The 12,833-nt window shown below is 65.1% G+C and carries 10 protein-coding genes; 7 read left to right on the top strand and 3 right to left on the bottom strand.

The genetic code is table 11. The features are described 5' to 3' along the window. Positions 1 to 169: 169 nt before the first annotated feature. Positions 170 to 1,207 (bottom strand): hypothetical protein, encoded by a 1,038-nt coding sequence (locus DZF91_RS13050; protein ID WP_199486601.1) that lies wholly within the window; start codon positions 1,205 to 1,207, stop codon positions 170 to 172. A gap of 939 nt (positions 1,208 to 2,146) precedes the next feature. Between DZF91_RS13050 and DZF91_RS13045 the strand changes: the two genes are divergently transcribed. The 4 genes from DZF91_RS13045 to DZF91_RS38905 all read left to right on the top strand — a co-directional run bounded on the left by DZF91_RS13045 (position 2,147) and on the right by DZF91_RS38905 (position 6,858). Further along, positions 2,147 to 3,100 (top strand): ABC-three component system protein, encoded by a 954-nt coding sequence (locus DZF91_RS13045; RefSeq protein ID WP_235834250.1) that lies wholly within the window; start codon positions 2,147 to 2,149, stop codon positions 3,098 to 3,100. Next, a complete protein-coding gene (locus DZF91_RS13040; RefSeq protein WP_117357741.1) occupies positions 3,097 to 3,363 on the top strand; it encodes an ABC-three component system middle component 6 in 267 nt (88 codons plus the stop codon). Before DZF91_RS13045 ends, DZF91_RS13040 begins: the two co-directional genes overlap by 4 nt. After that, positions 3,353 to 5,107 (top strand): ABC-three component system protein, encoded by a 1,755-nt coding sequence (locus DZF91_RS13035; RefSeq protein ID WP_117357740.1) that lies wholly within the window; start codon positions 3,353 to 3,355, stop codon positions 5,105 to 5,107. Before DZF91_RS13040 ends, DZF91_RS13035 begins: the two co-directional genes overlap by 11 nt. Before the next feature lie 518 nt (positions 5,108 to 5,625). Then, complete coding sequence (locus DZF91_RS38905) at positions 5,626 to 6,858, top strand: hypothetical protein (protein WP_147341131.1); 1,233 nt, start codon at positions 5,626 to 5,628, stop codon at positions 6,856 to 6,858. A 710-nt stretch (positions 6,859 to 7,568) separates the two neighbouring features. Here the strand turns inward: DZF91_RS38905 and DZF91_RS13030 are convergent. Further along, positions 7,569 to 8,483 (bottom strand): aminoglycoside phosphotransferase family protein, encoded by a 915-nt coding sequence (locus tag DZF91_RS13030; RefSeq protein WP_117357739.1) that lies wholly within the window; start codon positions 8,481 to 8,483, stop codon positions 7,569 to 7,571. Beyond that, positions 8,476 to 10,020 (bottom strand): helix-turn-helix domain-containing protein, encoded by a 1,545-nt coding sequence (locus tag DZF91_RS13025; protein ID WP_158587932.1) that lies wholly within the window; start codon positions 10,018 to 10,020, stop codon positions 8,476 to 8,478. The genes DZF91_RS13030 and DZF91_RS13025 overlap by 8 nt, the downstream gene beginning before the upstream one ends. Before the next feature lie 422 nt (positions 10,021 to 10,442). On the opposite strand from DZF91_RS13025, the gene DZF91_RS13015 reads away from it, so the two are divergent. The 3 genes from DZF91_RS13015 to DZF91_RS41990 all read left to right on the top strand — a co-directional run bounded on the left by DZF91_RS13015 (position 10,443) and on the right by DZF91_RS41990 (position 12,826). Next, positions 10,443 to 10,631 (top strand): hypothetical protein, encoded by a 189-nt coding sequence (locus DZF91_RS13015; RefSeq protein WP_147341129.1) that lies wholly within the window; start codon positions 10,443 to 10,445, stop codon positions 10,629 to 10,631. A gap of 91 nt (positions 10,632 to 10,722) precedes the next feature. Further along, entirely contained in the window at positions 10,723 to 11,859 is a 1,137-nt protein-coding gene (locus tag DZF91_RS13010; RefSeq protein ID WP_117357735.1) for a radical SAM protein, read from the top strand. 190 nt (positions 11,860 to 12,049) lie between these two features. Beyond that, entirely contained in the window at positions 12,050 to 12,826 is a 777-nt protein-coding gene (locus DZF91_RS41990) for a protein kinase family protein (RefSeq protein ID WP_117357734.1), read from the top strand. Positions 12,827 to 12,833: the final 7 nt, after the last annotated feature.

Raw genomic sequence — 12,833 nt, 5'->3', positions numbered from 1 at the left:
GTATCGCCCTGTCCGCTCTTGCCCCGTTTTGTGTGCTGCCCCGTGCCGTTCGTCATCGTGCCCTGCCGCAACCATGGAGCAGCCATCGAGCGACCATGGCGGCCGGGATCGGCGATGTACGCCGTTCACGGTGGGATGAGGTGGCTTAACGCGTTCTGCGGCCTGGTAATCACGTGTTGGACATTGCCCGGGTCCGGTCGAGAAGCTCCTGGACCTTGGTTGTGCGCCGGTAGGGCTGCAGGTCTTTCGTCAGGCGGTCCAGGTGGCCGCGGCATCGAGCGGAGTCGACGTGGCCGGTTAGGGCGTCTGCTGCCTGGTGTGCGTGGGCAAGGGTGTGCTCCAGGTCGGGTTGTGCTTGCTGGAGGTAGGTGGTGGCGAGTAGGACGTGCCGGAGTGCGCCCTCACGGGAGTACTCCTCGTCTTGGAGCCGAAGGGCTGCGCGGAGTTCATTGCGGGCCTTGGCATGTTCGCCGATCCGCAGGTAGCAGTATCCGGCCTGGGCATGTGCTTGGGCGGGGTCCATCCAGTACGCCCACGCCGGGTGGCCGGTGGCGGGTGGTGGGTCGTCCAGGGCGTTGAAGGCGTCATCGATCGCGCGCCGGGTCTCGCTGGTGCGGTGGTGGGAGGTGGCGGTGCGGTCGTTGGCGGCGGCCTCGGCGGCGCGGAGTGCGAGGATCGCGGTGACCCGGCCGCTGGCTCCGGAGTAGCCGCGGCGGGCGCTGTTGGCCAGGACGACGGCTTCACGGCCGCCGCCTGCGTCTTTGGCCTGGCAGGACTTGAACCCGAGGATGTTGGCGCCCAGCGCGCTGTCGCCTGCGGCGTGGGCTGCGCGCAGACCGGCGTCCCAGTACCACTGGGCGAGGCCGTGCCGTCCGGAGTCGAAGGCGGCGAACCCGGCCAGGCGGAGGAGTTCGGCGGCGACGGCGTGCAGGCGGCGGCCCAGGCTGTCGTCGTAGCGGCCGTTGCGCAGCAGGGTGGTGACGTAGCGGAGTTGTTCGTGGACCAGGCGCAGCATCGGCCCACCGCCGACTTGGTCGTCCATACGGCGGAGGTGGTCGGTGATGCCGTCCAGATGGTCGACGACACCGGCGGGTATGGCGGTGCCGGCCGTCTGGGCGAGGCGGGTGATCGGATGCGCGATCAGCCATTCGTGGGCGGGTGCGGTGACGGCGGTCCCGACGAGCGTGACGAAACTGCGACGGTCCATACGATCAGCGTCCGCGACGACCGCCAGGGCCCGCAAGGTCCCCTCGCGTGTCCATGGGGTGTCCAAGCCGCAGGTGGCGGTCGTGTACTCCAGATGGTCCGCCGGCCAGCCGAGATCGGCGGGTGTGATGGTGCGGCCGAGCTCCCGGCTGAGAAGCAGCACGTCAGCGCCCGGCAGTGCGAACGGGGAGTTCGCCGCGGCTGATTTGCAGGGGGCTTTTGACGTGGATGCGTTCCTCACGTTCGAACTCCTTGTCCAGGGCGTTGAGGCGGCGCGCAGAGCGGGCCCCGGACATCCCTAAGGCGGCGAGAAGATCTCCCAGCGGCGACGACGCTGCCACAGCACCTCCCTAACGATCCAAGCAGCACCGCCGGTGCGGCGGTTGGTTGTGGTGTCCTGGGCCCACGTGTACGGGCCTGTAGACCGACGACCCCCGACGCCTCGGGCGACACCTCCACCTTCCCCGTCCTGCGTGTGCATAAGGCCCGGCAGAACGCCGAACGGCTCGCCGCCGGAGACGCCTGTCACGACAACAATTGAGATCGCCATTCGCATCGCGTGATGGGTTGGCTGGCAGGAATCGCCGACTGCCGCTTGCTCCGTCCAGTTCGCCGCCGACCCGGTCGCGGTCGGCATACCGTCCGTGGTCGAAGGCCGTCGCGGGCTGTTTGCCGACCTGGTGCGCTAGAGCTGCCTGGACTGTTCGCGATCTGTTCCCTTCTCACAGGTCGGAATAGGACTCGTGCCGCGTGCCAGTGCCGTGAATGCCCAGGATGAGGGCTCGTGGCGCACGGCGACATGGAACGGCAGATCGGGAACAAAAATACGCAGAAGTGTACACAAGGCGCGATTAGGCAGGAATCGGCGAAGGGTCTGGCCCAGGCATTTCGGTAATATCGCCAATCGACACCTACCTGAGAACGCCTGGGGGCAGCCCGGATGCAGACCTACGCGTTGGAGTTGTGGGAGCGCCTGTTCGTTCGCGTGATGCTCGACACCAAGCTCGATTCACTGCACGGACAGGCCTTCGAGGAGTTCTTCCTCGATCTCATGTGCATGCGCGATCCGGGCTTCTTCGACATCCGTACGCGTGGCCGCTTGGGGGATCGCGGTGCAGACGGGTTGATGATCAGCGGTCGTAAGCTGTTCGCCTGCTACGGGCCGCAGACCATCGATGAGGGGGAGGTTCGCAGGAAGATCGAGAAGGATCTGGAGAGCGCGTTGCGGCAACGTCCCGACGCCTTCGACACCTTCGCTTTCGTACACAGCGACCGCCGGGGCCTCGACCCGGTCGTGTCGAGCGCACTGACCGATGCTCAGAAGTCGTTCCCCGACCTGGGGTTCGAGAATTTCGGCTTCCGGCGGATCCATCGTGAGATCCTGCAGCTTGACCGCTTGGAGATCGAAGAGCTTCTGGGGCCGTTCCCCGCCCGGAAGGTCGTCACGGGTGTAGCGCTCCACGACGTACGGCCGCTGCTAGAGCACCTGGCCCGGGAGCGCAAGCCGCAGTTCGGGCTTCCCCCGGTTCCGGTTCCCTCACATCGGAAGATGGAGTTCAACGAGTTCTCGCCCGACGTGATGACCTACATGACAGCCGCCATGGCTTACGTGCCGTGTGTGGAGACCTACTACACCAACGCCTTCGATCCCACCGAACGCGATGACGTGGCAGCGGGGTTCCGTGAGCACTATCTGGAGCTGGCCGAGCGGCACGACCACTCGGACCAGATCCTGGAGGAGCTCGTGCTGCACATCCTCGGCAACGAGGCCAAGGGCATCACCGAGACCTTGAATGCGATGGTCGTGCTGATGTACTTCTTTGGGGAGTGCGACATCTTTAAGATGCCGTTGGCCTCACCGCCCGTAGTTCCTGAACCGAGGACGCTTGCATGATCGTTCCCACCAAAGGAGTCGCACCTCAGCGGGCGCTGCTGGCCGTGGGGGCGCAGATCATCCTCGCCACGGGGGCCCAGCCCGTCACCATCACTCAGGCATGGCGGCGGCTGCTGACCTGGCGGGAGGACAACAGGCACGCCGCGCCTGTCCCATACTGGTGGTTCGCGCTGGCGCTCGACATGCTTTATGCGATGGGCCTGGTAGATCTCGATCCCCGTAACGAACTTCTGATGTTCCGGGCCCGGCCCGATGCTGCGTAGTCTCCAGTCTGATGACGAGCGGTTCAAAGACCTGCACTTCCGGCCAGGGCTGAATCTGCTCATCGCCGATCGCACAGATCGATCATCCGACACCGACAGCCGTAACGGCGTCGGCAAATCCAGCGCCGTGGAGCTCCTGCACTACCTGCTGGGCGCTACCACCCGTAAGAACTCGCTATGGAGTCACAAGGCCCTGGCCAGGCATCAGTTTCGCCTGGTCATGGACTGGCCCCGGCGGGCCGAGCCTCTCACGATCGAACGCCGCCCGGCGTCACCCAAGGTCTATCTGCAACCCGACGTGTCGCGCCGTCCAGGCCTCGATCAGCCCGACCGCCTCTTCGATGACGCGCTCGGGGCCGAGATCACGCTTAAGGACTGGCAGTGGGTCATCGAACGAGACCTGTATCGGGTGGCCTCTCCCGGCTCCCCAGTCAGCGGCCGTACCCTGCTGTCGTTCGCGATCCGACGCGTGGACGCCGGCGGCTTCCTGCAGCCAACGAGCTCCTTCTCCGGGCAGTCACCTCACGAAGCGATGATCTCGCTCAGCCATCTGTTCGGCCTAGACGTCGGCCTGGTCACCGAGTACCGAACGCTGTCCCAGCAGGACGCAACCCGCAAGAAGCTCGTTGAGGCCGCCAAGGACCCCGTGTGGGGCAAGATCGTCGGACGGTCCGCCGAGCTGCGCGGCGAGATCACCGCGGTCGAGCAGCGGATCACCGAACTCCGCGCTCAGATCCAGCAGTTCCAAGTCGTTCCGGGGTATGAGGACCTGCGCAGGGAGGCCGATGCGTTGGATCGGCAGATCCGTGAACTGCGCGACCTGGACGAGGTCGAGCGCCACAATCTCCAGCAGATGGTGCGGGCTACCACCGATGCTGCAGAACCCGACGATCGCTATCTCGAACAGGCATTCCAGCAGCTCAATCTCGTGCTGAGTGGCGAGGTCCGGCGGCGCTTCGACGAGGTGCGCGCTTTCCATGAGACCGTCGTTCGCAACCGGGAGAAGCAACTACGCGAGGAAACCGACCGCCTGGAGCAGCGCCTGGCCGAACGCGAGCGTGAACGCGAACAACTCGGACAACGGCTCGCCTCGATCCTGCAGACCCTGAACCAGGGGGGTGCTCTGGACGCCCTCACCTCGCTTCAGTCCGTCCTGGCCCGCGAGGAGGCGACTCTGGAAGCATTGCGGAACCGTTTCCAGGCTGCACAGACGCTGGAGGCCAGCCGCCGCGAGATCGAAGGCCGACGACTGGAACTGGAATCGGCGCTGGCCGACGATCTCAACCACCGGGCAGAGATCACGTCCGAGGCCAGCCGTTTGTTCAACATCTTTGCGCGCCAGCTCTACGGCCAGAGCCACAATCCCTACCTCGCCTTTGAGGCCCGTAAGCAGCGCTTGGACATCGAGACCCGCATCGACGCAGACGGCAGCCGCGGAATCCACAACATGGTCATCTTCTGCTTCGACCTGACTGCAGCGATCATCGCGCACCGCCACAGCAGGGGCCCCGATTTTTTGGTGCACGACAGCCACCTCTATGACGGCGTCGACGAACGCCAGGTCTCGGCCGCTCTACAACTTGCCGCTGATGTCATGTCCGACGAGGCCATGCAGTACATCGTCACCATGAACACCGACGATCTGCGCAAAGCAGAGGCCAAGGGCTTCGATCCCAATCCCTATGTGCTGGAACCACGCCTCACCGACCAACCTGACGGCGGTCTCTTCGGTTTTCGGTTCTGATTGCTCGCGCGTTTAATTAGGTTGGCCATCCCAGGATGTCGAGGACATGTTAGCTGAAGGCTAAAGAAATCGTGGGAGTAGAATCTTGCGGTTCACTATCGACGACGCCACCGACAGCATGTCCTGACGAAACCAACGGACCCGAGGGTTCCGGGCGGGCTGTGATCGCACACGATCGCGGCGACTCCCGGCACCACGGCTGCTCAACCCTTACACCTGGGGAATTGAGTGAATGGCCTACCTCTGTGAGCGTCAGCAGACCGGGAGGATGAGGCTCCAGATGGTGGGGGGAGGGGCTCGGTCGAATGATCTTGGATGCGAGACACGATAACAGCACACCGAGAACGAGTTATTTTGTAGACTTGGCGACCGTGAGCCATCACCTCGTACGACGTGCCGCTGACCTCCCTGCTGGTCCACTATCTGGCAGGCAGATCACCGTGTGGAAGTCTCGAACGGGCCAGAAGCTCCACGGGGCGAGGGACTGTCCTAGCCTCCAACGCAGCACGCCAATCCCGGTGCCGATCGGCTTGCCGCAAGGAACGACACTTGGCGAGGTCTTCAGTAAAGACCACGACCTACACTGCCTCTATATCAGCGATCCCCATACGGATGGTGCCGAGGTCGGCGCCTATTTGACGGACGCCGAGATCGTCGCTAAGGCCCAAGCCTACGCAATTGCAGCCGAATCTACAGCCTTGGCCCTAGATAGTTTCGGCGAGCCGCAGCTCCTCGACGTTCCGTGGGGAAAGGTCATCGAACTCCTCTACCCTGATCTATTCGGCCGTGAGCGCGCATCAACCCCCTGCGCGGTGCATCCGCTACTGAGATCGCTCAACCAGGACGCTACCGACCGGGCAACCGCGTCGGCCGAACGGTGCCGGGATATTCTCACGCGAGAAAATGACCAGGCCCAGCGGGCACTGGCCTTCGCGGCAGCAGTCCACATTGTGTTGGACGGGTACGAATACAAGCAGTACCGAGGGCCGGTCGGAACTGGTCGAGCCTATCGTGATCTAGTGCTCGCTGGAATCGATGCCGCCCTCACTGCTACTTCCGACGCGCCGGAAATTCGTCGGGCCATCCTGGCGGCGATTGACGGTCCCAAAGCTTCCTTGACATATTATTGGCTGCAGGACCTTAGATCTAGCTCGTGGACGACCTGCCCGTCCGGCAGTAATTCGGCACTCGCGGCGGCGCGTGGGTGGATTGAGATGGGTCCCGACTTCCCCGGGCGATGGGAAGAACGGAGAAACCTGGCAGCTCACCTAAATTCCGCGGCCCCGGCACTGCGTTCAGTTGAAACTGCATGGCGCTCTTTCCTGAGCGGCATTGCTGCCCACAGCTACTTGCACTCTCCGCGTTTGTGCCTGTGGACTGATCGCTGCACCGCAGATCAGGCCCTGGCGGTAGCAACCACCCTCGTGTACGAGTGCACCTGGCTTGAAAGCGAAGGCGTCCGAGCTTGGGTCGGCTTCGTCCCCGCCTTTTTGGCAGATGGCCTCCGCCTCCCTGTGCTAGCGAAATTGCTGAAGCCAAACGCCTATGAATCCGTCCGCGATAAGCTCCTCAACGAGGTAGCCATTGAGGCTGCAACACTCCAACTCACGGGCCAATTAATGCACACTAGTTGGCTCAAGCTCGTGCATGCGGTCGAGAAGGCGGGGCAGCGTCACCGCAAATGGCCCGTCGATCAGTTGATCACTTACCCGAACGTACTCGACGAACCGAGGTCTCGCCTATTCGATTGAAGGGCGCGCCCACGCGTCCGTATGCTATTACCTCTCATGTGATGCAGTGAGGGTCTTCAGTGCGTTGATCGGATTTGGATGATCGACATTCAACGGGGTTGTCGTTGAGGCCAAGGGCGCCAATGTTTCGATGCGGACATAACATCTCAATTCCGAGGCGGTTCATGCTTTGAGATGCGGTCAGTGAATCTTCGAGGCTGGACACTGGTTGCAGCTTGTAGGGCGGCTCGGTGTATGCGGGGATGTAGACGGTGGCGCCTCGTTCAGCATGACGATGGTGGTGGGGCCGTCATGCTTGGCCTCCAGTGCGTACAGGTCGGCAGCCGCGTCGGAAGGAAGGTCGACCACTTCGACCCCGCTGGAGTGTTCAATGGCGCTATGCGGGTCTTGGTCTTGGGAGGCCTGGTTCGTCGGGCGGGAGGTCGTGGCCGCTGCTGTTCGGCTCGGGCTGGACGTGACGGCCTTCAACCGTGGGCGATCAAAGCCGCTGGTGGGCGAGTTCCGGTGCGGTCAGTTCCGCGGGGACGAGTTCTTTGCTGAAGGCACGATTGATGTCGGGGTCTCGGTAGCCGGTGGCGTACCGCTCAAGCGGACGGTATCCCTCGCCGGTGTTTTTCCCGAGGAGAGTTCCGTGGTCTCCTCGAACGGCCCTGCGGAGATGTTGGCATTTGTCTCGCAGCGCAACCCCAGCCCTGGGTTCAGTTTGGCGGTCAGGTGGGTTTCATGTGCCAGCGGTCGGTGGTGCCTTCGATGAGGGAGCGCATCCGGCGCGGGAGTTCTTGGCGGGAGAAGGGGTCGCCGTGGGCGTTGCGGATGTGGATGCCGACGGCGTAGAGGTCGCGGATGCGTTGGAGCGCTTCGTAGCCGGGCCATGTGCGCAGGTCGTAGCCGTAGGCGGTGGCGAAGGAGTCCACGTCACGCTGGCTGAGGCCGAAGCGGGCCTGGCCGTGGTAGCTGTGGATCAGGTCCCATTCGCGGGGTCCGAGGGCGACGCTGTCCCAGTCGCCCAGGACGACGTGGCCGTCGTGGTGGCGGAACAGGTTGTCGATCCACGCGTCGCCGTGCACCAGGGCGGGAGGCCCGGCGAACGGCAGCTGCTTCCATTGCTCGGTGAGGTCGTTGATGCGATGGCTCAGCCAATCGCGTTCGCCGGGTGTGAGGCTCTCGGGATGCTGCCGGAGGTTGGCGCGGAGACTGGCCAACGGATCGTCCAGGCTACGGAGCGAGATCGGTGGGGCGGGGTAGGCGTGCAGGTCGCGCAGGAGGCGGCCGAGTTCGCTTGTGGTGGAGGGGACGTCGCTGCATGGCACGTAGTCCCAGAAGGTGACCGCGACGCCGGTGCACATCACTGGCTGGTCGGCGATGTGGTCGGCTGGTCGGACGGCGGGGAAGCCGTGTTGGTCGAGCCAGCGCGTGACGGCCAGGACGGCGGGCAGCCGCTCGGCGGCGGTGGGTGCGGTGGCGATCCGGACGATGATCGGGTCTTTGAGCTTGTAGACGGCGTTGCTGCGCAGCCGTAGGAGCTCGGCACCACGGTGGTCCAGCCCGACGGTTTGGCACGCGGTGTGCAGAATCTGTTGAGCGCGGTCGGCGAGGCTGGCGACGCCGGCCAGTGATTCAGCCATGGAGCCTTCCGCTTTGCCCATCAGAAGCGGGGAGTTCGGTACCAAGTACCTCATCCAACCTACGCAATTCCCGGGGCGGCCGAGGAACTGGGGCGAGGGCGCGGCGTACGTCTCGGGCGCGAACGAACACGATGGAGGTTCGGTGTTCGGGCGGAAGGCCCAGCAGCGCGTGCTCAGTGAGCACGCAGGCGCCTGCTATCTCACCGCTCCTTGCCAGAGACGCGGCCCGATCCAACATGACCAGGGTGGGGTCGATGCTGGGCACGGTGGTTCTACGGCACAGGGTGAGGGCGCGTTCTTGGACGGCTCGGGCCTGCTGGATGTCGGGCATGTGGGCGTGAGCACCGCTGAGGTACAGGTAGAGGCGTTCCTCGGTGAAGTCGAACGCCAGGTTCGCCGAAGCGGAGGTTTTGATCTTCGAGAAGGTTCGTTGGGCTTCTGCCAGCGCTTGTGCTGCATTGCTGTGGTCGCCGAGGCGGGCGCGTGCGCGGCCTTCGGCTGCGGCGGCGAGCGCGGCGGGTGAACAGGGGATGGCCCGTGCGATCGACTGGGCTTCGGCAGCCAGCCGGACGGCGTCGACCAGGTCCCCGTAGTAGTACGGCAGCATCGCCTCCTGCGCGCGCACCAGGGCGCGCAGGCGGGGATCGCCGGCGTCGTCAGCGGCGGTCCTGGCCGTTCCGTACCAGGACCGGGCCTGGCGCAGGTCGCCGAGCTTCATCAGAGCGTCGGCGGCCAGGACTGCCAGGATCGCAGCCACGTGGGAGAGCCGACGCTGGATCGGGCCGCGTTGCCGATGTGAAGCGAGGCTTTGAACATCGGTGAACTCCAGCATGAGCTGGCAGAGCATCGGCAACGGCGGCGTGACGAGGTAGTCGCGGCGAAGTTGGAGAACGCTTTCGTCCAACCGGTCCATCTGATCTTCGGTGGCAGTCCCCATGGCCAACGTGCGGTCCATCGCTTGACGGAGTCGTTCCACTTCGACGAACAGGCTCGCCTCCGGCTGATCGGCGCTTCGCAACGTCTGGTAGAACACCGTGGCTGAGTCGACGGATAACACGGATGGTGGCGTGCCGGTAGGTGCGGCGAGATCCGGTCTGGCGGGACCAGATAGCTCGCTGCGGGGCGGAAGTGGAAGAGGCAGCGGAGGAGAAACCGCCTCGCCGTCGCCGTCGCCGTCGCCGTCGCCGTCGCCGTCGCCGTAGTCGAAGGCGAAGCCCAGACGGATCGCGTTGGACTTGTAAAGCCGGGCGAGCCGATCGATGGTCTCGGACTGGGGCCGGGACCGGCCGTTCTCCCAGGAGTTGAGCAGGTCGATGCTGATCTTGGCTGGGGCGAGGTGTTCGCGCCGGCAGAGCTCCTGGAGTTCGTCAACGGCGACGGTGGCGGTCCAGCCTCTGGCGAGCCGGTGGGCTTTCAGGAGGCTGACGCCACAGCAACGGTGGATCGCTTGAGCGGTCTGCCACGCCGACCAGTTTTCTGCGCGGGCCCGTTCCCGCCAGGACTTGGCGCAGGAAGGTCGGTGCTCACCGCGGGCCATGTCGCCTCCGACGGGATCAGGCTTCCCCTACCTCCAGGGTAGGAGACCGCGCCCCCGCGGTCTCGGACTGTGAGTGAGTCGCCGAGATTTCCGTTGAGCAGGCGCGGATACGGCAGCGCTTTCCGTGGAGCGGACTCGGATTCAGCGAATGCGTGGATGAGGCGCGATTGGCAGCCGTGCAGCTGAGAGGCACAGTTCAGGGGCTCGCCGGTCAGCCGGCGGTCAGCTGATCACCGCCGAGGGTGGTCACCGCGCTTCGTCAGAACCGGATGCCTACTCACCCGTCAGGACCCTCACCCATGAGCGTGCCTCCCGTTCAGCCACAACCTACGACAGGACACCAACGTCCTGAGTCCGCGTTTGCCGTTCCTCCTCGCGAACAGCAGGACAAGTCGGCACCGCAAGCAGCGAGTGTCGCGCGGTTGGAAGCGATGCTCCACGGTTGGCGCGTCGTTTACGGCGAGTGCGGCAAGCACTACACCACCGTGTCGGCCGGCTTCAACTTCGGCCTGCTCTTCTCGCCAGACGCCAACGAGCTCGCGCGCCAGATCATCGGCGTCCCGCAGGAAGCTGCCGACACGGCCCGGGCCGACACAACCTCGGTGAGCTGATGGACGACGAGCAAAGCTCTCCGCCAGTGACCGAACGTTCCGCAGCGGACGAGTCGCCACTGACGACGCGACCAAGGTTCAGGGAGGCCCGATGCACGAGTTGATCGTCAGCCCGTTCCTCAACGAGTACTACGTGCTGCGACCCGGCCACGGAGGTGGGTTGAAGATCCCGCACCGCAAATACGCCGAGCTGCGCGGTTCGGCGGCGGTCGGTGAGCCGGTCCCGGTGTGGCTGGCCGACACCGCGCGGCGGGCGTGGGGTCTCGACCTGCGCGGTCGGCCGTCCAGCAAGGCGCTGCTGGTGCGTTCCATCTCAGCGTTCGGGTTCGGCCGCGCGTCCTACGAACTGAACCTGGGCTGCAACTACGACTGCAAGATGTGCTACCTGGGCCTGAAGGAATTCAAGGGCATGGAGTGGCAGGACCGGCAGGCGGTCCTGCACACCATGCGGGACGCCGGTGTGCTGTGGTGCCAGCTCACCGGCGGCGAACCGATGATTGACCGGCTGTTCGCCCCGGTCTACGAGCTGGCCTGGGACTTCGGAATGATGATTGAGGTCCTGTCCAACGGGTCGCGCCTGGCGGCCCCGCGGATCATGGAGCTGCTGACGACCAGGCGTCCGCACAAGCTCTCCTTGAGCCTGTACGGCGCGACGGCCGACTCCTACGACGGCCTGACCCAGCGCCGCGGGGCCTTCCGTAAGTTCATGCGCGGCCTGGAGGCGGCGACCGAAGCCGGGCTGCCGCTGGACCTGAGCCTGATCATCACCCAGGACAACGCCCACGAGATCGATGCGATGCGCGGCCTGGCCGACCGGTTCGGCCTGGCCTACCGCGAGTACTCCTCCATCTCCCCGACGATCTACGGCGGTGCCGAAAGCCTGCCGAGCCAGTCCCCGGAGTACCTGACGGACCGCAGGCCGTTCACCGGCTGCGACGCCGGACACACCTCGTTCCACATCGACCCGATGGGACAGGCGTCCATCTGCAAGATCGGCCGCGAGCCCAGCATTCCACTGCCCGCCGAAGGGCTCGAGGGGTTGGCGCGGCTCGGAGCCATCGCGGACGGGCTGCTTAAGCGACAGGCTGGCTGCGCCGGCTGCACCTTGGCCGGGCGCTGCACCACGTGCATGCCCCTGGTCACCCTCTACCGCAAGGCCAAGGCCCCGCTGGCTACCTACTGCCAGCACAAACAGGAAAGGAGTTCCGATGTCACTCGCGCTGGTTGAGCTCGAACCGCCGGCACCCGTCGTGACTGACGAGGAGGAGGTCGTGTTCATGCCGGACATGGACACGATCGCCTCCGCGGAGGTCATGCTCGGCTGCGGCAACGACAACCCGTACTAGTCCGACGAACCGCCCGGTGCGGTCCCCTCTCGACCAGGGCCGCACCGGGCACCCCGCCAGTAAGGTTCCTCAGTGATCCAGCGAGTCAACTGGGAAGACCTCCGCCACCTCATCGAGCAGCACACCGGCCCCGTCTGCCACGCACAGCCGGTGAGCCAGGGCCGGAACTCCGAAGTGGCCGTCATCATCCGCACGGACACCGGTACGACGTTCGTCAAGGGGCTGCGTGAGGACCACCCGCGCGCTTGGACCCAGGAACGCGAACGCCTCGTCAACCCCTACGTTCGCCCCATTGCTCCCGAGCTGCTGTGGTCTCACCAGGGCGACGGCTGGTCACTGCTGGGATTCGAGTACATCGCTGGCCGGAGCATCGACTACGCGCCCGGCTCGGCCGACCTGCCGAAGCTGACCGAGTCGATGCAGCGACTACAACGCATCGAACTGCCCCCGATCGAACTCAAGCGGGCCGAACAACGCTGGGCCGCCTACACCGATCGCCCCGAGCTGTTCGCCGGTAACGCACTGCTCCACACCGAGTGGACCCCTAGCAACGTCCTGGTGACCGACGACAGCGCCTGGATCATCGACTGGGCCTGGCCCACACGCGGCGCCGCCTGGATCGACCCGGCTTGCTGGGTCGTCTGGCTCATCGCGTCCGGCCACACGCCCGCCGAAGCCGAGACATGGGCGGCCAGGATGCCGAGCTGGTCCTCCGCGCCACACCAAGCCGTCACCGAGTTCTCCCATACCCAGACAGCGATGTGGAGAGGAATCGCCGACGACAACGGCGAACCGTGGACCCGCGACATGGCCGAGGCCGCACACCGGTGGACGGAGCACCGCACATAGGAGAAGC

Source organism: Actinomadura logoneensis (genome assembly GCF_003428695.1).
Lineage (GTDB): Bacteria > Actinomycetota > Actinomycetes > Streptosporangiales > Streptosporangiaceae > Spirillospora > Spirillospora logoneensis.
Note: the sequence above shows the minus strand (reverse complement) of the source record. Positions and strands in the feature narration are given on the sequence as shown.

Bases quoted from the DNA above. Each gene is read 5' to 3' on its own strand.
- DZF91_RS13010 (WP_117357735.1), top strand. From the start codon at position 10,723: ATGCACGAGTTGATCGTCAGCCCGTTCCTCAACGAGTACTACGTGCTG.
- DZF91_RS13025 (WP_158587932.1), bottom strand. From the start codon at position 10,020: ATGGCCCGCGGTGAGCACCGACCTTCCTGCGCCAAGTCCTGGCGGGAA.
- DZF91_RS13050 (WP_199486601.1), bottom strand. From the start codon at position 1,207: ATGGACCGTCGCAGTTTCGTCACGCTCGTCGGGACCGCCGTCACCGCA.
- DZF91_RS13035 (WP_117357740.1), top strand. From the start codon at position 3,353: ATGCTGCGTAGTCTCCAGTCTGATGACGAGCGGTTCAAAGACCTGCAC.
- DZF91_RS13045 (WP_235834250.1), top strand. From the start codon at position 2,147: ATGCAGACCTACGCGTTGGAGTTGTGGGAGCGCCTGTTCGTTCGCGTG.
- DZF91_RS13040 (WP_117357741.1), top strand. From the start codon at position 3,097: ATGATCGTTCCCACCAAAGGAGTCGCACCTCAGCGGGCGCTGCTGGCC.
- DZF91_RS13030 (WP_117357739.1), bottom strand. From the start codon at position 8,483: ATGGCTGAATCACTGGCCGGCGTCGCCAGCCTCGCCGACCGCGCTCAA.